Raw genomic sequence first — 21,305 nt, forward strand, 5'->3', positions numbered from 1 at the left:
CACGCATGCCGATGAAGAAGCGACGGAAGGATGATGTGTGGTTGCCCTCAGACTTCAAAGGGCAGTTTCGAGTCACGCGCGACGATCGCCCCCCCTTGCCGATCGCGGTCCGGCACGAACTGACCAGTATTCGCGTCGATGCGTTCGAGGAACTGGAGGTGGTCGCGGTCCTCGATCGGACGGATTGCTGCGTCGGTTTCCTTCTCGGGATGGCAATCGATCCCGAAACGCAACAGATCGTCACGGGAACGCATAAGCTCGATGCCGAATTCGATCGGGCCCGCGATCTCGATCTACTGATCGAGGATCATATCTATCGCCTGGCGGGCAGCTTCTTATTCGTTCTCGATGCCTGTGACGTCCGCCGTATCTATCTCGATGCCAATGGCAGCAAATCCCTTGTCTACGAGCCGCGGTCGGGCGTTGCTGCCGCCACCACCCCTTTGCTTCTCACGGCAGCCGAATATGACGAGCGGTTTGACCTCGATCTTTATCGCGGACTTCTCCTCGATCAACATGGGTGGTTTCCCGCAGGAATGACCGCCCATCGCGGCGTTCGTCGCCTAATGTGCAACCACTATCTCGATCTCGATACGATGGCGCCGATACGGCACTGGCCGCGTGGCGAGATCGAGGAAGTCGCGGATGTCGATGCGGCCATCGCCACGATTATCGACGAGACGCGGCGCATCATCCAGCCTCTGCAGGCGTCAGGGCGCGCAAGCATGGCGTTGACGTCTGGCAACGAAACGCGGCTGATGCTCGCTTGCTGCAGAGCATTTCACGGGGAAATTGATTTCGTCACCGTCGATGCTCCCGGCGCCAAGCTGGATGTCACACGCGCCAGCGAGCTGGCCAAACGGTTCAAGCTGAGACATCGGCTGCTGCCGTACAGGCAAGCTGACGATCGGGGGGCGCGTGCCTGGCAGATGCGCGTCGGCCACTGTGTCACAGGCTCGAACATGACGATGCATCCGAGCGTGGAATCCCTCAACGGGCGGATCTTCCTCGGCGGCCTGGGGGGCGAGATCGGCCGTGGGTTCCTGTGGCTGGATTCGCAAGAGGACACAGGTATCGACGAGACGGGAATCGTCTCGCGCCTGAAACTGCCGCAGCATCCGCGGCTGCTTGCAGAGGTTCGGGAGTGGCTCGAGCCCTTGCAGCATCACCGTAGCCTTTTCCTGCTCGACCTTGCCTATATGGAACTGCGCATGAGCTGCTGGGCCTTTTGCCAGTCCTACGCGATGCCCTCGCAGGCCGAGGTAAATCCGCTGATATGCCGGAAGATCTATGCGGCGATGCTATCGCTTCCGCCTTCGGTCCGGCGCAATAACGGCATGATCTTTCGCGCCATTCAGCAGACCTGGCCGGAATTACTGGCGCTGCCGATCAATAGGTACGGCGATTGGCGCGACCGTGCGAGGATTGCCGGTGAGGCAATCTCCGATCCCCGCCGCGCGATACGAAAGATCAGGCAAGTCGGTGCCGTTCGACTGGGCGCACTGTTCAGCGGGCGCGGCTCGCGTTGACGAGCCTCCGCAGCCGTTCGACGGGACGATCTCATCAACGGGTGAAAAGATAGCGGAACGGGTGCGCCGGTTGGGACGCGCGGCGCTGTAGGAAACCGTCTTACCCTTTCGTCGGGGTTCTCGTTTGCCCTCGTTAGCCTATTTTCTCTGATCGAGGAGCCGGGCTTTGTCCGGGAAAGGTCAGTGGGAGGAGAACGGATATGGCGAGCCGCTATTCCGAAGTGTATGCCGCGTGGAAGGCCGATCCGCAAGGGTTTTGGGCCGATGCAGCCGTATCGATCGACTGGTTCCAGCCACCCGAGCGCATTTTCGAGCCTGAACTCGGAACCTATGGGCACTGGTTTCCCGATGGCGTGACGAACACCTGCTACAACTGTCTCGACCGACACGTGGAAGGCGGCCGGGCGGCGCAGCCCGCCTTCATCTATGACAGCCCCGTCACGGGCCGGACCGAAAAGATCTCCTATGCCGATTTGCTCGCCGACGTGAAGGCGATGGCGGCAGTCTACCGCAATCTCGGGATCGGCAAGGGCGACCGGATCATCATCTATATGCCGATGATCCCTCAGGCGGCAGTGGCAATGCTCGCCGCCGCGCGCATCGGCGCGGTGCATTCGGTCGTCTTTGGCGGTTTTGCCGCAAACGAGCTGGCCGTGCGCATCGACGATTGCCAGGCGAAGCTGGTCGTCTCCGCGAGCTGCGGTCTCGAACCTGGACGCACGGTCGCCTACAAGCCGCTTCTCGATGCGGCCATCGAGATCGCCGCCAACAAGCCGGCCTATTGCCTGATCTTTCAGCGCGAGATGCTGGCCGCCGACATGGTTCCGGGTCGGGACATCGACTTTGCCGAGGCGCTCGCAGCGGCGAAGGAGGCCGGCGAAGAGGTGCCCTGCACCCCGGTCGCGTCGACCGATCCGCTTTACGTGCTCTATACCTCCGGCACCACCGGCCAGCCTAAGGGAGTCGTACGCGACAATGGCGGCCACATGGTCGCGTTGAAATGGTCGATGGAGCATTTCTTCGGCGTGCGGCCCGGCGAGGTCTTCTGGGCTGCGTCCGACATCGGTTGGGTGGTCGGGCATTCTTACATCGTCTACGGACCGCTTCTCAACGGCAACACCTCCGTCCTCTTCGAAGGCAAGCCGGTCGGCACGCCAGATCCCGGCACCTATTGGCGTATCATCGCCGAGCACGGCGTCGCGGTCATGTTCACGGCGCCGACGGCCTTGCGCGCGATCCGCAAGGAGGATCCAGAAGCCGCTCATGTGTTCCGCTACGACCTCTCGCGTTTCCGGGCGCTTTATCTTGCGGGCGAGCGGGCGGATCCAGACACGATCCAATGGGCCGAGCGGGCGCTTGGCGTTCCGGTCATCGATCACTGGTGGCAGACGGAAACCGGCTGGCCGGTTGCCGGCAATCCGTTGGGCCTAGGGCTGCTGCCGGTGAAATACGGCTCCCCGGCCGTTCCCCTGCCCGGCTACGACGTTCAGGTGCTCGATGATGCCGGGCACCCCGTGGGGCCGGGCACGCTGGGCAATGTCGTGGTCAAGCTACCGCTCCCACCCGGCTGCCTGCCGACGCTGTGGAACGCCGACGACCGCTTCCACGCGGCCTATCTCGACGAATATCCCGGCTTCTACAAGACGGCGGACGCCGGCTATGTCGATGACGAAGGCTACATTTTCATCATGGCGCGCACCGACGACATCATCAACGTTGCCGGCCATCGGCTGTCGACCGGAGCGATGGAGGAGGTCTGCGCCAGCCACCCGGACGTGGCGGAATGCGCGGTGATCGGCATCGCCGATTCGCTCAAGGGTCAGGTTCCGGCCGGCTTCCTGGTGATCAATTCCAATGTTTCCCGTGAAACGTCGGAAATCGAAAGGGAAGTCGTCTCGCTCGTGCGCGAGCGGATCGGACCCGTTGCCGCGTTCAGGACGGCGATCTGCGTCAAGCGTTTGCCGAAGACGCGTTCCGGCAAGATCCTGCGGGCGACGATCCAGAAGATTGCCGACCGCCAGCCCTGGAAGATGCCGGCGACGATCGATGATCCGGCGATCCTCGACGAGATCACCGAAGCGCTGCACGCGAAAGGCATCGGCATATAAAGTTTTGGATTCAAAGCTTTATCGCAGGGGTTGCGCATTTGCCCCTCATCTGGCTGCCGCCACCTTCTCCCCGCAAGCGGGGCGAAGGGAAATGACGCGGGGCAGATCGCGCGGCCGCACCTTCAATTAATGCGACTGCCAACAAAAAACCCGGACAGCAGGTCCGGGTTTCTGCATCGTATCGCCGAAGTGGCGATCAATAATCGTCGTCTTCGTCGTCCTTGCGATCCGACTTCAGCGACTTCAGCTTGGCGAAGACGGCGTCGGCGTCGATTTCCTTCTCTTCCTCGCGGTCGAAGTTGTAGCCGAGCTTTTCGGTCTCCTGTGCTGCCTCCAGTGTCGCACCCGCCTCGGCTGCTGTCGGCAGCGGACGGCCCTTGGAGGCGCGTTCGACTTCGAGATCGAGGTCGATCTGTGAGCAGAGGCCGAGCGTCACCGGATCCATAGGCGTCAGATTGGCCGAGTTCCAATGGGTGCGCTCGCGAATCTGCTCGATCGTCGTCTTCGTCGTGCCAACAAGCCGCGAAATCTGCGCGTCCTTCAGCTCGGGATGGTTGCGCACAAGCCAGAGGATGGCGTTCGGACGGTCCTGGCGCTTGGAGACCGGCGTGTAGCGCGGGCCCTTGCGCTTGGAGTCCGGAACGCGAACCTTCGGTTCGGAGAGCTTGAGCTTGTGGTTCGGGTTTGCCTCGCCGCGCGCGATCTCGTCGCGAGAAAGCTGACCGGTGGCGATCGGATCGAGGCCCTTGATGCCCTGCGCCGATTCACCGTCGGCGATCGCTTTCACTTCGAGTGGGTGCAGCTTGCAGAACTGCGCGATCTGGTCGAATGACAGCGCTGTGTTGTCAACAAGCCAGACGGCGGTTGCCTTGGGCATAAGCAGTTGCTGAGCCATGGATATAGTCCTTTTGTCCGTCCGCGCCGGTGTCGCGGGCCGTGGAGTCTACCACTGATTTCCGGGAATTGAGCGCCTCTATACCGTCACTGTCGCGAAATTGCAATTCTTTCAGTGGCGATGTCCTTTTGTCTAATTGCGGGCGGGTTTTGACCTGCTATGAATTGTGACGGAACCATGGGCGGCTAGGAGTGTCGTCCCGGAGGGGGAAAAGTGTGTGCGGTTTTCCGCCGGCCCCCGCTGTCATTAAGAAACGATCACAAACGTGATCTGGCGAGGAATGCTCAGGGAGGAAACACATGTCCGTAAAGACCTATCCGGTTCCGAAATCCGCCAAGAGCCGGACGCTGCTCGACAACGCTGACTATCTGAAGTGGTACGAGGAGAGCGTTGCCGATCCGGACAAGTTCTGGGGCAAGCATGGCAGGCGGATCGATTGGTTCAAGCCCTACACCAAGGTCAAGAACACGTCCTTCAAGGGCAAAGTCTCGATCAAGTGGTACGAGGACGGCATTACCAACGTCTCCTACAACTGCATCGACCGCCATCTGAAGACCCATGGCGAGAAGACCGCGATCATCTGGGAGGGGGACAATCCCTACATCGACAAGAAGATCACCTATAACCAGCTTTACGATCAGGTCTGCCGTCTCGCCAACGTGCTGAAGAAGCATGGTGTCAAGAAGGGCGATCGCGTCACCATCTACATGCCGATGATTCCGGAAGCGGCCTATGCGATGCTCGCCTGTGCCCGTATCGGCGCCATCCATTCGGTCGTCTTCGGCGGCTTCTCACCGGACGCGCTCGCCGGCCGCATCGTCGACTGCGAATCCACTTTCGTCATCACCTGCGATGAAGGCGTGCGTGGCGGCAAACCGGTTCCGCTCAAGGAAAACACCGACACGGCGATCGATATTGCGGCCAAGCAGCACGTGATCGTCAACAAGGTACTGGTCGTGCGCCGCACCGGCGGGAAGACGGGCTGGGCACCAGGGCGCGACCTCTGGTACCACCAGGAAATCGCGACCGTGAAGCCGGACTGCCCGCCGGTGAAGATGAAGGCCGAGGATCCGCTGTTCATCCTCTACACCTCGGGCTCGACCGGCAAACCCAAGGGCGTGCTGCACACGACCGGCGGCTATCTCGTCTATGCGTCGATGACGCATGAATATGTCTTCGACTACCGCGACGGCGATATCTACTGGTGCACGGCCGATGTCGGCTGGGTCACCGGCCATTCCTACATTGTCTACGGCCCGCTCGCCAATGCGGCGACGACGCTGATGTTCGAAGGCGTGCCCAACTTCCCGGATGCCGGCCGCTTCTGGGAGGTCATCGACAAGCACAAGGTCAACGTCTTCTACACGGCGCCGACGGCGATCCGCTCGCTGATGGGTGCCGGCGACGAGTTCGTCAAGCGCTCCTCGCGTTCGTCCGTGCGCCTGCTTGGCACCGTCGGCGAACCGATCAATCCGGAAGCCTGGGAATGGTACTACAATGTCGTCGGCGAACAGCGCTCGCCGATCGTCGATACCTGGTGGCAGACGGAAACGGGCGGCATCCTGATCACCCCGCTGCCGGGCGCGACCGATCTCAAGCCCGGTTCGGCGACCCGGCCCTTCTTCGGCGTCCAGCCGCAACTCGTCGACAACGAGGGCAATGTGCTCGAGGGTCCGGCCGACGGCAATCTCTGCATCACCGACAGCTGGCCCGGCCAGATGCGGACGGTCTATGGCGACCATGCCCGCTTCATTCAGACCTATTTCTCCACCTACAAGGGCAAGTATTTCACCGGCGACGGCTGCCGGCGCGACGAGGACGGCTACTACTGGATCACCGGCCGCGTCGATGACGTGCTCAATGTTTCCGGCCACCGCCTCGGCACGGCCGAGGTCGAGTCGGCGCTCGTCTCGCACCATCTCGTCTCGGAAGCGGCGGTCGTCGGCTATCCGCACCCGATCAAGGGACAGGGCATTTACTGCTATGTCTCATTGATGGCCGGCGAGACCGGCAACGACGATCTTCGCCAGGCCCTCGTCAAGCATGTCCGCTCGGAAATCGGACCGATCGCCACGCCGGACAAGATCCAGTTCGCACCCGGGCTGCCGAAGACTCGATCCGGCAAGATCATGCGGCGCATTCTCCGCAAGATCGCCGAGGACGACTTTGGTTCTCTGGGCGACACTTCGACGCTTGCCGATCCCGCGGTGGTCGACGACCTGATTGCCAACCGCCAGAATCGGGCGTGATTTGAGTATAAGGGGTACGGCTGCCCCTCATCCGGCCTGCCGGCCACCTTCTCCCGCTCACGGGGCGAAGGAGACTCGAGGCACCGCCCGGCGCCAAAATCCCTCTCCCCGCATGCGGGGAGAGGGCTAGGGCGAGGAGCCGCCTCGGATAATTTGAGCAGTGACGATCCGAAACGTCGGGCACCGCTTCATTAGCCGGAGTCGTATAGATATTTGACGTGCCGAGAGGCGACTCCAGCAAGCTACGATCTCCGCAGCGTCATCGAATCGCCGATGAAATGATGATTCACTCTATCGAGACATGGCGCCTCAGAAATCGATCGCCCGACCCTTGATCTCCCAATCGCCGAAGCGCGCCGGATCAAGGCCCCCGCGGCCGCCAAGCTCGGTCGGCATGACTTGTGGTTCCGCAGCGCGTCTTCTCTCCTCCGCCTCCTTCAGCGCACGAAGGGCGGCAGGCGGCAGCGGGCGCTTGGGGCGGTCGGGCGAATTGTCGTTGTCGTTCTGCATGGGATCCCGGATTTCCGTGATATTGAAGAGCGTCGGGTTTATACCCATCATATAAGCGGTTCCGTGCGAACGGAAACCCTGATTCACGTGAAACGTTCGTGAGAAACGGGCGGAACAGCCTGGATTCCATCGCCGAACGGATGACGAGACAAATATGCCTGGAGCTCATCCATGAACCTCATGCGCACCGCAATGCTGCTTGCCGTCATGACCGTCCTCTTCATGGCCGTCGGCTACGCCATCGGCGGCCGAGGCGGCATGATGATCGCCCTTGTCATTGCCGCAGGCATGAACTTCTTCTCCTACTGGAATTCCGACCGCATGGTCTTGAGCATGTACCGGGCCCAGGAGGTCGATGAACGCACCGCGCCCGAATACTACGGGATCGTCCGCGGCCTGGCGCAGAATGCCGGTTTGCCGATGCCGCGTGTCTATGTCATCGACAGTCCGCAGCCGAACGCCTTTGCCACCGGCCGCAACCCTGAGAACGCCGCGGTCGCCGCCTCCACCGGCCTCTTGCAGTCGCTTTCCTACGAGGAAGTCGCCGGCGTCATGGCGCATGAGCTTGCGCATATCCAATATCGCGACACCTTGACGATGACGCTGACGGCGACGCTTGCCGGCGCGATTTCGATGCTCGGCAACTTTGCCTTTTTCTTCGGCGGTAACCGCGACAACAACAATCCGCTCGGCTTCATCGGCGTCCTTGTCGCGATGATCGTCGCGCCGCTCGCGGCGATGCTGGTGCAGATGGCGATCAGCCGTACCCGCGAATATTCCGCTGACCGGCGCGGCGCAGAAATCTGCGGCAATCCGCTCTGGCTGTCCTCGGCACTGCAGAAAATCGCCGGTGCCGCTCACGTGATCCACAATGACGACGCCGAGCGCAACCCGGCGACCGCGCATATGTTCATCATCAATCCGCTTTCCGGCGAACGGATGGACAATCTCTTTTCGACCCATCCGAATACCGAAAATCGCGTGGCGGCGCTGGAGGAGATGGCACGTGGGATGTCGACGGGCTCGACGCCGGCGGTCCGCACTGATAATCCCGTGCGCAAATCGCGCTCTGTCCCGAAAACTGGCTGGGGTCGCGGTGGTTCCGAACCGCCCAAAGGTCCCTGGTCCTGATGCCCGAGAAAAACGATTCACGCCCGAAACGAACCCGAGCTCAGAAGGCAGCGCCGAGCCGCACCGGTGCCGCGATGGCGGAGAAGCCGGGGTTGAAGAGCCGCCAGGCGGCGGCGAAGATCCTGGCGGCCGTCGTCGACCGCAAGACCTCTCTCGACGGCATGCTCGACCAGGAGCACGGCAATCCGGTCTATCGCGAACTCAATGACGCCGATCGGGCGCTGGTGCGCGCCATCCTCAATTCGGCGCTCCGGCATCTGCCACGCATTCGGGCGGCAATCGATTCTCTGCTGCAGACGCCGCTGCCGGAAGGGGCGCGTGCGCTCGATCACGTACTGACGGTTGCCGCGGCGCAGATTCTCTATCTCGACATTCCGGATCATTCCGCCGTCGACCTTGCCGTGGAGCAGGCGCAGGGCGATCCGCGCAATCGCCGTTTCGCGAGTCTCGTCAATGCCGTTCTTCGCCGGCTCTCGCGCGAAAAGGACGCCATTCTCGACAAGATGAAAACCATTCCGGCAATGCCGGACTGGTTTTACGAAAGGCTCGTGGTACATTACGGCCGGGACGAGGCCGAGCGCATATCGGCGGCGCAAGAGATTTCGGCCGCAATCGATCTGTCGGTGAAGTCAGACCCCGACGCCTGGGCCGAGCGTCTCGCGGGCACGGTTCTTCCGACCGGTTCGGTCCGGCTTGGAACCTTCTCGGGCACCATTCCGGCTTTGCCGGGATTTTCGGAAGGGGAGTGGTGGGTCCAGGACGCGGCTGCCTCGATTCCGGCGCGCCTCTTCGGCGATCTGGCCGGCAAGAGCGTCGTCGACCTCTGCGCGGCTCCGGGCGGCAAGACGGCACAGCTGATCCTCGCCGGAGCAAACGTGACGGCGCTCGATCAGTCGTCAAGCCGCTTGCGGCGCCTGAAGACCAACCTCGCGCGGCTTGGGCTTGAGGCCCGGACGAAGGAAGTCAACATGGCTGACTTCCAACCGGAGGAACTCTTCGATGCGGCGCTGCTCGACGCTCCCTGCTCCTCTACTGGAACGACGCGCCGTCATCCGGATGTGCTCTGGACGAAGGGGCCGGAGGACGTCGAGAAGCTTGCCGGGCTGCAGGAGCGGTTGCTGCGCCACGCGCTGACCGTGGTGAAGCCCGGCGGGCTGGTGGTCTTTTCCAATTGCTCGCTCGATCCGCGCGAAGGCGAGGAGGTTGTCGCGCGCGTCGTCGGCGACGGCGAGGATTGTGAACGCGTGCCCATTGCTGCTGCCGATTGGCCGGGTCTCGGCGAGGCGATCACAGAACTCGGCGAGTTTCGCACGACGCCCGCCATGCTGCCGCTTGCAGCACCATTCGCCGGCGGGCTCGACGGTTTCTATGCCGCGGTGCTTCGCCGCAAGCGTGCCTAAAGATCAACCGATGTCGACGCAATGGCCGCCGTCAACAGGCTGTTTTGCCGCGACAATTGACGCTATCGGGCCGTCGGCCTATCAATATTTACAGGATTGATAAAAGTTTAATGGTCTTTCCGGCACCATCTGCTGGAAAGGGATTCTGGCGCGAGCCGGGCATGCGCTGCAGCGCCGCGCGTCTTTCTGGGCGCCAAGGTCGCTGTAGCACTTGGAATTGCTGCATGTCCCCTGAATCGGAGTAGATTTTAGGACGTGCAGCAGCCTCAGGCGCTTCGAAAGGGTCCGTTGCAGGCATAAGGAAACCGACGGGCGCTGATGGTGTTTTCCGGTAAGCAAAGGCTTCTTTACCTGTATCTGCGGGAGGGCTGGCGCCGATTTTCGCGCCGCATCGCGCTCGGCCGCTCGACGGCGATGCGCTTTGCCGGATCAACGCCCGATCGGCTGATCGTTGCGCCGACCGACTTGAGGGCGATCGATCCCTTCGTTGCCGAAGAGATCCTTGCGGGCCGCTTTCCGCTCGCCGGCCGCGTGCTCGATACTGAAGGTGAATCCCCCTTCGAGATCGATTTGCCGTCGCACGAGTTTGCGGTCCGGCTCCATTCCTTCGGCTGGCTCAGGCATCTGCGCGCGATCCGCGACGATGCCGGCTATGTCAGGCTCCGACAGATCGTCGACGACTGGATCGGCAGCCACGGCCGCACCATCGGCGGCATCTCCTGGGAAGCCGACGTAATCGCCCAGCGCATCATCGCCTGGCTGTCGCATTCGCCGGTGGTGCTCAGAAACGCCGAACACGGGTTCTACCGCCGCTTCCTTAAAAGCCTGGCTTTCCAGGTTCGCTACCTTCGGCACATTGCGGATACGGTCTGCGACGGCGAGGCGCGCCTGCGCGTGCGCATGGCGCTCGCCATGGCATCCGTGTCGATGCCGGCGTCCGCTTCCGCCATCCGTAAGGCCTCCCGCAATCTCGATTTGGAACTCGATCGCCAGATCCTGCCGGACGGAGCGCATTCTTCGCGCAGCCCCAGAGCGGGGCTCGAGCTTCTGCTAGATCTGCTGCCGCTCAGGCAAACCTATGTCAATCTTGGCCACGATGTGCCCTCGCGGCTTATTCCCTGCATCGACCGGATGTATCCGGCCTTGCGTTTCTTCCGCCACCAGGGCGGCGAACTCGCGCTTTTCAATGGCGCGACCTCCGTTCTGGCGCACGAACTCGCCTCGGTGCTGCGATATGACGAAACGGCCGGCGAGCCGTTTCACTCGCTGCCCCATGCAAATTATGAGCGGCTGTCGCTCGGCGAAACCGTCGTCATCATGGATACCGGGCGCCCGCTTTCGATCGACCTTTCGCGCAGTGCCCATGCGGGCTGCCTCTCCTTCGAGATGTCATCGGGCAGGAACCGCTTCGTCATCAACTCCGGCGCACCGAAGTTTGCCGGCGAGCGATTCCGCCAGATGGCCCGGGCGACCGCCGCGCATTCCACGGTGACGGTCAACGATACGTCCTCGTGCCGCTTTTCCCATTCGCGTTTCCTCGGGCCGATCATGACGTCCGGGCTCTCGGCGGTGCTGGTCGAGCGAAAGGACGAGCCGGGCCGCATCCAGTCCATCTGGGCCAGTCACGACGGCTATCTCGCCTCTTTCGGCCTGCTTCATGAACGCGATATCAGCGTCTTGAACGGAGGCCGGCTGCTTCGTGGCCGCGATCGCCTTTCGCGAGGGGATGGCGGCGATCCGGATGCCGCCAGCGCCGCCATTGCAGTCGCCCGCTTTCATATCCACCCCGCGATCGCGATGCGGCGGGCGAGCGACAGCGAGGTCTATCTCGCCGCGCCCGATGGTGAAGCCTGGCTCTTCGCCTGCCGGGATGGGGAACTGGCGATCGAGGAGGATATCTTCTTCGCCGACCCCTCGGGTGTGCGCGCCTCCTCGCAGATAACCGTCACCTTTGCCGTCGCTGCACAGCCCGAAATCCAGTGGACCCTTACCCGCGAGAGCTAGGTCCTGAGCCTAGGGCGTCGCCTATTTTCCGCTGTTGGCCGTGGCGAAGGTTTCTTCACGGGGCAAGCTATGCTAACGGGCAGCCATCCCAATCGCCGGCACCTTTCCTCCCCAAGCGTCCGGCGCCGCCAAAGGAGCATGGTTGATGGCTGTCGCCTCCAAGAAAATCCCCGCCCCGGACGAAGTCCGGATCCGCACCGCCCTCCTCTCGGTTTCCGACAAGACCGGCATCGTCGAGCTCGCGCGTGCTCTTCATGACAAGGGCGTACGCCTTGTTTCCACCGGCGGCACGCACAAGGCACTGTCGGACGCCGGGCTTCCGGTCAGCGACGTTTCTGAACTGACCGGCTTTCCGGAGGTCATGGATGGCCGCGTCAAGACGCTTCACCCCGATGTTCATGGCGGCCTGCTCGCCATTCGCGATGATGCCGAGCACGTCGCGGCGATGGGCAAGCACGGCATCACCGCCATCGATCTCGCCGTCATCAATCTCTATCCGTTCGAGGAGGTTCGCGCCAAGGGCGGCGATTATCCGACGACGGTCGAGAACATCGACATCGGCGGTCCGGCGATGATCCGGGCTTCGGCGAAGAACCATGCCTATGTGACGATCGTCACCGATCCTGCCGACTATGCGCCGCTGCTCGAAGAAATCGCCGGCGGCACGACGCGCTATGCCTTCCGCCAGAAAATGGCCGCAAAGGCTTATGCCCGCACGGCCGCCTACGATGCCGCGATCTCCAACTGGTTCGCCGACGTTCTCGATACGCCGATGCCGCGGCATCGCGTGATTGGCGGCGTGCTCAAGGAGGAGATGCGCTACGGCGAAAACCCGCATCAGAAGGCAGGCTTCTACGTGACCGGCGAAAACCGGCCGGGGGTCGCGACCGCCACGCTGCTGCAGGGCAAGCAGCTTTCCTACAACAACATCAACGACACCGACGCCGCCTTCGAGCTCGTGGCCGAGTTCCTGCCGGAGAAGGCGCCGGCCTGCGCCATCATCAAGCACGCCAACCCCTGCGGCGTCGCGACGGCGCCGTCGCTTGCGGAAGCCTACCGCCGGGCGCTTGCCTGCGATTCCACCTCCGCCTTCGGCGGTATCATCGCGCTCAACCAGGAGCTCGATGCCGAGACGGCGGACGAGATCGTCAAGCTCTTCACGGAAGTCATCATTGCACCGTCGGTCAGCGACGAGGCGAAGGCGATCATCGCGCGCAAGCCGAACCTTCGGCTGCTCGCGACCGGCGGCTTGCCGGATCCGCGCGTGCCGGGTCTTTCCGCAAAGACGGTCGCAGGCGGCCTGCTCGTCCAGACGCGCGACAACGGCATGGTCGAGGATCTCGAACTCAAGGTCGTGACCAAGCGCGCACCGACCGCGCAGGAGCTCGAAGACATGAAATTCGCCTTCAAGGTGGCGAAGCACGTCAAGTCGAACGCCATCGTCTATGCCAAGGACGGCCAGACGGCCGGCATCGGTGCCGGTCAGATGAGCCGCGTCGATTCGGCCCGGATTGCCGCCATCAAGGCGGAGGAAGCCGCCAAGGCGCTGGGACTCGCCGAACCGCTGACCCGCGGCTCGGCTGTCGCATCGGAGGCCTTCCTGCCCTTCGCCGACGGCCTCCTGTCGGCAATCGCCGCCGGCGCCACGGCCGTCATCCAGCCGGGCGGCTCGATGCGTGACGAAGAGGTGATCGCCGCGGCAAACGAGCACAACGTTGCCATGGTCTTCACCGGCATGCGCCATTTCCGGCATTGAGTGGCTCAAGCGTCACTACGCAAGCGGGCGCAGCGCTGTAACAGTTGAGCACCCCCGCTCGCCTCTCGTCATCCTCGGGACAAGCCCGAGAATGACGGCCGAGTGGTGCGCGGACACTATTCACGCCGTTCACCCTTCGAGGTGGCAACGCCCCCGCGCCTGCCGCGCAACGGGCCTTTTTTATGCCGGGCGATGCGCCGGATAGGGTGTGCGCAGAAGGATGAAGAGACCCATGGCGAGGAAAGCGACCAGCGCCATCATGCCGATGCGCGCGGAATCGGTCATCACCGTGATCGTTGCGACGGAGGCGGGAGCGAGAAACGAAGTCGCGCGCCCGGAAAGGGCATAGAGGCCGAAATAGCGGCCGGCTTCCTCGACCGCGACGCTTCGGGCGAGGTAGGAACGGGACGAGGCCTGAACTGGCCCGAAGGCGATGCCGACCAGGAGGCCGTAGAGAATATATGCCTTCTCCGCCGCCGTGCCGAAGAGGCCGCCGGAGTCTTCTGTCGGAAGCGTCAGCAGCCCGAACAGCGTAAAGCCTGGCCCGGTCGAGACGATGCCGAGCGTGGCGATGGTGAGACAGACGAGGCTGGCAACGACAATCGTTTTCGAGCCGAGCCGTGCGTCAAGCCGACTCGCATAGAGGCAGCCTGCAATCGCAACAACGTTGAGAATCATTCCATAGAGGCCGAGTTCTATCGTCTGCCAGCCGAACATTCCGGCTGCGAAGGTGCCGCCAAGCGCGAGCAAGCCGTTAACACCGTCCTGGAAGATCATCCGCGCGATCAGAAAACGCAGGATACCTGCTCTCTCCTTTAGTTCCCGGAGTGTGCCCTCAAGTTCCTTGAGTCCACTGGCCGTCGCGTTCCACAGCGACATCGTCGCCTTCTCCGCATCCGGGGTGAACAGGAACATCGGCAGAATGAATATCAAGTACCAGACGGCCGAGATCGGTCCGGTGATGCGGGCGTCTTCCCCCTTGGACGGATCGAGGCCGAAGATCGGGTCGAGGCCCAGTGCCGTCTTGCCCGTCGCGGGATTTCCGGCAATGAGCGCTACGACGGCAATCAAGACGATCATGCCGCCGAGATAGCCGAGCCCCCAGGCAATGTTCGAGACGCGGCCCACTTCTTTTTCGCTCACCAGCCGCGTCATCATCGAATCATTGAAGACGATCGAAAATTCGGCAGCGACGGTCGCCAGAGCGAGAAAGATCGCGGGATAGAGGATGGGCGAGCCCGGGGCGGCGAACCACAGCATTGCGAGCGAGGCGATCTTGATGACGGCGAAAAAGCCGATCCAGGGCTTGCGTGGTCCGGTCGCGTCGGCGATCGCGCCAAGCACCGGCGAAAGAACCGCGATGATGATGCCGGAGACGGTAAGCGTATAGCCCCAGATCGCCTGCCCTTGCACATGGTCGGCCGTGAGCCGGGATACGAAATAGGGCGCGAAGATGAAGGTGGTGATGACGGTGAAGAAAGGCTGCGCGGCCCAGTCGAACAGCATCCAGCCGATGATGCCGAGGCGTGACGCCCCGGGCTGCTCTCTCGCTTCGGCCGTAACGTCCAATTTCCCCTCCCGGAATTTATCGGCCCTCGTCGACTGTTTGGCGAGGGCCGATAACGCGTTGAAATCGCGATTAAACCCGAAGCGGAATCAGTCCTCCGGGCGGATTGCCCGGACGGACTGTGTCATTTCGCCTTGGCGCGTGCAAGGTCGTTGAGCAGGCCGGCGGCGACAGTAATCTTGGCGAGTGTCGTCTCGCCCTTTTCGGTGAGCAGCTTCAACTGGTCGCCGACGCGAGAGACACGTTGGCGATCGCTTTCGTGCCAGGCGAGCACGGGATTGCGTTCGCCCTTCTGCTCGACGAGAGCCGCGATCGTGATGTCGCGCCTTGCGACGCCAATATCGGTGACGGCGCGCGAAAGCGCCATCGCTTCGAACTGCTCCGTGGCCGGAACCCGGTCGGCGGCGGCGAGCAGCCGGTTGATTCCGAGGTTCTCCGTCACCGTGAAATAGCTCTGCGCGGTACGGCTCAGCGTTTCCTTGGTTTCGGTGGCGATTTGCATGATCTCCGGCACCAGGGTCATCAGCGACAGTTCGGCAATTTCCTCCGCGAGCTTTGCCGGTACGCCGCTTTCGATGAAGGCCGCGGCCTTCAATCGCGCTTCTTCGGAAATCGCGGCGCGCATCGTGCCGCGCAGCTTCTGCAGGCCGTCACGCAGGCGCGAAACCGCATCCGAAACCGGGCCGCTTGCGGCGCGCGTGCGCAATGCCCTCTCGGTGACGAGGGTGAAGATGTGGCCCACTTCCTGGTAAAGCGCGTTCTGGACCGCGCCGCTGATCTTGTTGTCGAGCGCGTCGATCTCTGCGTAAATCCGCTGCAGGTCGAAGCCGTCGAGCGCCAGCACGGCCGCCTTGACGACATCGCTGGAAAGGAAGCCGGTCGCGTCCGTCAAAGTCGAAACGAAGGCGGGACCGCCGCGGTTGATCGTTTCGTTGCCGAGGACAGTCGCGATGATCTCACGGCGCAGCCGGTGCCCGCGGATGTCGCCGGCATAGGTCTTACGCATCTTTGCCGGGAAATAGCGCTCGAGCGTCGCAGTGAAATAGGGATCGTCCGGCAGATCGCCGACGATCAGCTCATCGAACAGCACCAGCTTCGCATAGGAGAGCAAAACGCCGATCTCGGGCCGTGTCAGCGGCTTGCCCGCCTGGTAACGCTCGCTCATGGCGAGCTCCGTCGGCAGCGTCTCGACCTTGCGGTTGAGATGGCCGTCGGCCTCGAGCCGCGCCATCAGCCGTGCAAGCGACGTGCGGTTCGCGAGCCCTTGCATTTCCGTGAGCGAGATCGCCAGCGATTGCTGGTAGTTGTTGCGCAGCACGAGATGCGCCACCTCGTCGGTCATCGACGCCAGAAGCGTGTTGCGCTTCGCCCTCGTCAGACGATCGTCCCGCATGGCCGAGGCAAGCGCGATCTTGATGTTGACCTCGACGTCGGAGGAGTTGACGCCGGCCGAGTTGTCGATCGCATCGGAATTGCAGCGCCCGCCAGCGAGCGAGAAGCCGATGCGCCCCTTCTGGGTGACGCCGAGATTGGCGCCCTCGCCGATGACGCGGGCACGCACTTCTTCCGCCGTGACGCGGATCGCGTCGTTGGTGCGGTCGCCGACCTCGGCGTCCGTTTCATTGCTGCCGCGCACATAGGTGCCGATGCCGCCGAACCAGAGCAGGTCGACCTGGCTCTTCAGGATGGCGTTCATGATCTCGAAGGGGGTTGCCTTCGGCTTGTCGATGCCGATTATCGCCATCGCTTCCGGCGTCAGCGTCACGGACTTCTCGGCGCGCGAGATGATCATCGCGCCCTGCGACAGCGCCTTGCGGTCATAGTCCTGCCAGCTCGAGCGCGGCAAGGCGAACATGCGCTTGCGCTCGGCGAAGGAAAGGTCGGTATCCGGATTCGGATCGATGAAGATGTCGCGATGGTCGAAGGCGGCGATCAGCCGGATCTTCTCCGAAAGCAGCATGCCGTTGCCGAAAACGTCGCCGGACATGTCGCCGACGCCGGCGACGGTAAAGGGCGTCGTCTGGATGTCGATGTCCATTTCGCGGAAATGACGCTTGACGGCTTCCCAGGCGCCGCGGGCGGTAATTCCCATCTTCTTATGGTCGTAGCCCGCCGAGCCGCCGGACGCGAAGGCATCGTCGAGCCAGAAGCCGGCTTCCTGGGCGAGCCCGTTGGCCGTGTCCGAGAACGTTGCGGTGCCCTTGTCTGCCGCGACGACGAAGTAGGGATCGTCGCCATCGAGCCTCAGCGTATCGGCCGGCGGCACGACGTCCTGGCCGACGATGTTGTCCGTTACTGACAGCAGCGTGCGGATATAGGTCTTGTAAGCCTCGGTACCGGCCTTGAAAATTTCATCGCGCGTGCCGCCGACCGGCAGCTGCTTCGGATAGAAGCCGCCCTTGGCGCCAACCGGGACGATGACAGCATTCTTGACCTGCTGCGCCTTGACGAGACCAAGCACCTCGGTGCGGTAGTCCTGCGCCCGGTCGGACCAGCGAAGGCCGCCGCGCGCCACCTTGCCGAAGCGCAGGTGCACGCCTTCGACCTCGGTGCCATAGACGAAGATCTCGCGGAAAGGTCGAGGTTCGGGCAGGCCGTCGAGCTGCTTCGGATCGAGCTTGAAAGCAAGGACAGCGCGTGGATTTCCGTCCGCGTCCCTCTGGAAATAGTTCGTCCGGAGCGTCGACTGGACAACGTTGACGTAGCGGCGCAGGATCTGATCATCGTCGAGGCTCGGCACGGCCGAGAGCGCATCCTCGATCGCCGAAAGCAAGGCATTGCTTTTCTTCGTGCGCGCCTTCACCTCGGTCTTCGGATCCATGCGCGTCGCAAACAGCCGGAAGATATCGGCAGCGATCGCCGGGTATTTGTTCAGCGTGTCGGCGATATAGCCCTGCGAATAGGTGATGCCGGCCTGGCGCAGATAGCGCGCATAGGCGCGCAGCACCGTGACCTCGCGCGCGGTGAGTCCCGCAAGCAGGATCAGCCGGTTGAAGGTGTCGTCCTCGGTCGTGCCATTCCAGGAGGCGAGGAACGCCTCTTCGAGCGCCGCACCCGTTTTGGCGAGGTTGAGCGCATGCCCGTCCCGGTGGACGAGTTCCATGTCGTGCAGAACGACGAGCCTCGGCTCTTCTGCATGTGCGCTGACGCCGATGTCGTAGGTCTGCTCGCTGATGACGCGGAATCCGAGATTTTCGAGGAGCGGCACGCGACGCGAGAGCGAAACCGGATCCTGTGCGTGAAAGATCTTGAGTTCCAGCGTGTCCGGCCGCTCTTTCTGCTTGTGATAGAACGAGATGCGGATCGGGTCGTCGAGCTTGCAGGCGGCGATGTCGTGGAGGTCGTCATAGGCCTCCGCCGGTGTGAAGGCGGCCTGATAGGCTTCGCCAACCGCAATTTCGATGCCGTCCTTGCGAGCAAGCAGATTGAAGCGATCGGTCCAGCGGGTAACGATGCTGCGAACCGCCTCCTCGAGTTTCGCCTGAGGAACGCGCGGTGTCTTGCCGGCGTAGCGGCCAATGATGAAATGGACGCGTGCCAGCCCGCCTTCGGGGAAGGCAGGGTAATAGGCGGAAACGCGCCCGTCATAGGCGGTCTTCAGATAGTTGCCGATCTTCTCGCGCACATCCGAGTCATATTGTTCGCGCGGCACGAAGACGAGGACCGAGACGAAGCGGTCGAAATGGTCGATGCGCGGCAACACCCTGATGCGCGGCCGGTCGCTTAGTTCGTTGATCTGCTCGCAGAAGGCGGCGAGCAGGCCGACGTCGATCTGGAAAAGGTCATCGCGCGGATAGGATTCCAGCGTGTTTGCCAGCATCTTGCCGGAATGGCTCTGGGGATCGTAGCCGAAATAGTCGATGATCTTTTCGATCTTGTGCCTGAGCAACGGTATTTCCGAAGCCTGGCGGGTGTAGGCCGTCGAGGTGAAGAGGCCGACGATGCGGAGTTCCCCGACCACGTTGCCGGAGGCGTCGAAGCGCTTGACGCCGATGTAGTCCATATAGGCACGGCGGTGGACGACGGATTTCACATTGGCCTTGGTCACGATCAGGAAGTCGGGGCCGTCGAGGAAGGCGAGGATTTCCGGCGTCGTCAGCACGGCGTCCTTGCCTTGACGCAGCACGCGGACGTCGGGATTGGAGAGAAGGCCGAGGCCCCTGCCCTTGCCGCGTTCGACCTTCGCCTTCTCGCCCTTGCCGGAATAGGTATATTCTCGCATTCCGAGGAAGGTGAAATTGTTGTCCCTTAGCCAGCGAAGGAAAGCGAGCGCTTCGTCACGATCGCTCTTCTTGCGCGACGCATTATACTCTCCCAGCTCCCGCATGGCCTGGTTGAGCAGCGCCGTCATCGCCGGCCAGTCGTGGACCGCCTGGTGGACCTGATCCAGCACCTCGGCAATGCGCTTGCTTAGCGAACGCGCTTCGAGCGGTGCGAGCTTGCTCAAGTGGATCTGGATATGGCTCACCCGGTGCGCCGGATCGCTTTGCTCGTCCGGATCGAACGGCTTGATGGGCTTGCCCGGTTCCATGACCAGAATGGGATGGATCGCGAGGTGGATGTCGCGGTGCGTGCTCGTCACCTCGCCCATGATCGAATCATAGAGGAATGGCATGTTGCGTTCGGTGATGGCGATGATCGTGACGTCTATGCCACCCGGCGCAACCCCCGGCACGGCCTCGACCGAAACCTGCGGCTTGCCGCCGTCCCAGCGCGCCAGTTCCTTGCGCGCATGCGCCGCGGTCAGCGCCAGCATGTCGGCAGTGTAGAGATCGAGGTCGTCGTTGCTTGCCCCGCCGAAGAGGATCTCGGGCGCCAGCGCGTCGGCGCCGATCTTCTCCGCAGCCGCCTTGGCCGCATCGATATGCCTGTCCCGTTTTGGATTGTATTTCACGCCCATGAACTCTCTCCCCATTCGTGATAGACGAGCCTATCAGAACCATGGCCAATGGCGACCGTTTTATGCCCGATTTCGGCAAAATCGAGCCGCATTTTGGAGAAATTCACGCAGTTTCGACCTAAATCCATTTAAATCGAAGGCAATTTTACGAATATTGCTCAAAAAACCTTAGAAACGCACGAAAACGCCGAAGGCCTGTCTCGTCCCTGTCTGGCAGGCCCTGTTGACAGGCCTGTGACAGTCGGGCGATCACACTTTTGATTCGAGGAAATGGAACTGCCCGATGCCCGAAATGCCCGCACCCGGCGCCGTCATCGTCATTTCAAGCCATGTGGTTCGCGGCACGGTCGGCAACCGGGCCGCGGTCTTCGCACTGGAGACGCTCGGGCATCGCGTATGGGCCGTGCCGACGGTGATCCTGCCATGGCATCCGGGTCACGGCCGCTCGACACGGGTGACGATCGCCGACACGGACTTCCATTCGATCGTGAACGACCTCGTCAATGCACGCTGGGCTGGTGAAGTGCGCGCCGTTCTGTCGGGCTATCTCTGCTCGCCGGCCCAGGTTGACGGTGTTGCGCAACTGGTGACGGCGTTGCGCGAGCGCAGTCCCGAGCTGCTATACGCCTGCGATCCCGTCATCGGTGATGGCAACGGCCTTTATGTTTCGGCGGAGATCGCGGCCGCGGTGCGCGACCGGCTGCTGCCATTGGCGACACTTGCGACTCCCAACCGGTTCGAACTCTCGTGGCTCGTCGGGGCAGCACTTGAAACGAATACGGCGATCCTCGACGCGGCGCTCGGTCTCGGACCTTCTCGCATGCTGGTGACGTCGGCGATCCCGATGATGACGGGTGGCACGGGCAATCTTTACCTCTCCGGCAGTCATGCGCTGCTGGCCGAGCATCGACTGGTCGACAATCCGCCGAACGGCACCGGCGATCTGCTTGCCGCCGTGTTTCTGGCGCGGCTGCTCCAGGGGCTCTCCGAAGAGCGGGCGCTGCAGATGGCGACTGCCAGCGTGTTCGAGATCATCGCGCGCAGCGCCCGGCGCGGCGCCGACGAACTGACGCTCGAGCAGGACGCGTCGAGCCTGGCGACGCCCATGGCCATGGTGCAGATGCGGCGCCTCTTGCACCCGAGCCAGGTGCGGAAGAAATAGGCGCGGATATAAAAGAAACGGCTCATAAGCGCGCTTCGCCCTTCCAGGCGCGCCACGGTCGCTGTAACACTTCGACGCTTCGTTGATCCTGCAG

12 protein-coding genes are annotated in these 21,305 nt (G+C 62.6%); 8 read left to right on the forward strand and 4 right to left on the reverse strand.

Going from position 1 to position 21,305, the window contains the following annotated elements; all coding sequences use genetic code 11:
* The first annotated feature begins 41 nt into the window (after positions 1–41).
* Positions 42–1,529: a hypothetical protein gene (locus GHK62_RS18625; RefSeq protein ID WP_234886956.1), complete on the forward strand. Its 1,488-nt coding sequence runs from the start codon at positions 42–44 to the stop codon at positions 1,527–1,529.
* 200 nt (positions 1,530–1,729) lie between these two features.
* The gene (locus GHK62_RS18630) at positions 1,730–3,637 is read left to right on the forward strand and encodes an AMP-binding protein (RefSeq protein WP_153440616.1); all 1,908 of its coding nucleotides are present in this window, start codon (positions 1,730–1,732) and stop codon (positions 3,635–3,637) included.
* Positions 3,638–3,833: 196 nt separating this feature from the next.
* On the opposite strand, the gene GHK62_RS18635 is transcribed toward GHK62_RS18630, so the two are convergent.
* On the reverse strand, positions 3,834–4,532 hold the full coding sequence (locus GHK62_RS18635; protein ID WP_153440617.1) for a DUF1013 domain-containing protein: 699 nt from the start codon (positions 4,530–4,532) through the stop codon (positions 3,834–3,836).
* A gap of 299 nt (positions 4,533–4,831) precedes the next feature.
* Between GHK62_RS18635 and acs the strand changes: the two genes are divergently transcribed.
* A complete protein-coding gene (gene acs, locus GHK62_RS18640) occupies positions 4,832–6,781 on the forward strand; it encodes an acetate--CoA ligase (RefSeq protein WP_153440618.1) in 1,950 nt (649 codons plus the stop codon).
* 309 nt (positions 6,782–7,090) lie between these two features.
* On the opposite strand, the gene GHK62_RS18645 is transcribed toward acs, so the two are convergent.
* Complete coding sequence (locus tag GHK62_RS18645; RefSeq protein WP_167528291.1) at positions 7,091–7,342, reverse strand: DUF1674 domain-containing protein; 252 nt, start codon at positions 7,340–7,342, stop codon at positions 7,091–7,093.
* Positions 7,343–7,462: 120 nt separating this feature from the next.
* Here GHK62_RS18645 and htpX point away from each other — a divergent pair, with 120 nt between their 5' ends.
* The 4 genes from htpX (at position 7,463) to purH (ending at position 13,582) form a co-directional block, all read left to right on the forward strand.
* Positions 7,463–8,422, forward strand: a complete 960-nt coding sequence (gene htpX, locus GHK62_RS18650) for a zinc metalloprotease HtpX (RefSeq protein ID WP_153440619.1) — start codon at positions 7,463–7,465, stop codon at positions 8,420–8,422.
* Positions 8,422–9,822 carry an RsmB/NOP family class I SAM-dependent RNA methyltransferase gene (locus GHK62_RS18655; protein ID WP_153440620.1) on the forward strand — a complete coding sequence of 467 codons (1,401 nt, stop codon included), beginning with the start codon at positions 8,422–8,424 and terminating at the stop codon, positions 9,820–9,822. Before htpX ends, GHK62_RS18655 begins: the two co-directional genes overlap by 1 nt.
* Before the next feature lie 318 nt (positions 9,823–10,140).
* A complete protein-coding gene (locus GHK62_RS18660) occupies positions 10,141–11,826 on the forward strand; it encodes a heparinase II/III family protein (RefSeq protein ID WP_153440621.1) in 1,686 nt (561 codons plus the stop codon).
* A gap of 145 nt (positions 11,827–11,971) precedes the next feature.
* Entirely contained in the window at positions 11,972–13,582 is a 1,611-nt protein-coding gene (purH, locus tag GHK62_RS18665; RefSeq protein ID WP_153440622.1) for a bifunctional phosphoribosylaminoimidazolecarboxamide formyltransferase/IMP cyclohydrolase, read from the forward strand.
* Positions 13,583–13,762: 180 nt separating this feature from the next.
* Here the strand turns inward: purH and GHK62_RS18670 are convergent, their stop codons facing one another.
* Together GHK62_RS18670 and GHK62_RS18675 are read right to left on the reverse strand one after the other, a co-directional pair.
* The gene (locus GHK62_RS18670; protein WP_153440623.1) at positions 13,763–15,151 is read right to left on the reverse strand and encodes an MFS transporter; all 1,389 of its coding nucleotides are present in this window, start codon (positions 15,149–15,151) and stop codon (positions 13,763–13,765) included.
* Between the two features lie 122 nt (positions 15,152–15,273).
* Complete coding sequence (locus GHK62_RS18675) at positions 15,274–20,049, reverse strand: NAD-glutamate dehydrogenase (protein ID WP_153440624.1); 4,776 nt, start codon at positions 20,047–20,049, stop codon at positions 15,274–15,276.
* Positions 20,050–20,332: 283 nt separating this feature from the next.
* On the opposite strand from GHK62_RS18675, the gene pdxY reads away from it, so the two are divergent.
* Positions 20,333–21,211, forward strand: a complete 879-nt coding sequence (pdxY, locus tag GHK62_RS18680) for a pyridoxal kinase PdxY (protein ID WP_153440625.1) — start codon at positions 20,333–20,335, stop codon at positions 21,209–21,211.
* Positions 21,212–21,305 lie beyond the last annotated feature (94 nt).

The organism is Sinorhizobium terangae, from assembly GCF_009601505.1.
Lineage (GTDB): Bacteria > Pseudomonadota > Alphaproteobacteria > Rhizobiales > Rhizobiaceae > Sinorhizobium > Sinorhizobium terangae.

Bases quoted from the DNA above. Each gene is read 5' to 3' on its own strand.
- GHK62_RS18660 (WP_153440621.1), top strand. From the start codon at position 10,141: ATGGTGTTTTCCGGTAAGCAAAGGCTTCTTTACCTGTATCTGCGGGAG.
- GHK62_RS18675 (WP_153440624.1), bottom strand. From the start codon at position 20,049: ATGGGCGTGAAATACAATCCAAAACGGGACAGGCATATCGATGCGGCC.
- pdxY (WP_153440625.1), top strand. From the start codon at position 20,333: ATGCCCGAAATGCCCGCACCCGGCGCCGTCATCGTCATTTCAAGCCAT.
- htpX (WP_153440619.1), top strand. From the start codon at position 7,463: ATGAACCTCATGCGCACCGCAATGCTGCTTGCCGTCATGACCGTCCTC.
- GHK62_RS18655 (WP_153440620.1), top strand. From the start codon at position 8,422: ATGCCCGAGAAAAACGATTCACGCCCGAAACGAACCCGAGCTCAGAAG.
- GHK62_RS18635 (WP_153440617.1), bottom strand. From the start codon at position 4,532: ATGGCTCAGCAACTGCTTATGCCCAAGGCAACCGCCGTCTGGCTTGTT.
- GHK62_RS18645 (WP_167528291.1), bottom strand. From the start codon at position 7,342: ATGATGGGTATAAACCCGACGCTCTTCAATATCACGGAAATCCGGGAT.
- GHK62_RS18630 (WP_153440616.1), top strand. From the start codon at position 1,730: ATGGCGAGCCGCTATTCCGAAGTGTATGCCGCGTGGAAGGCCGATCCG.
- purH (WP_153440622.1), top strand. From the start codon at position 11,972: ATGGCTGTCGCCTCCAAGAAAATCCCCGCCCCGGACGAAGTCCGGATC.
- acs (WP_153440618.1), top strand. From the start codon at position 4,832: ATGTCCGTAAAGACCTATCCGGTTCCGAAATCCGCCAAGAGCCGGACG.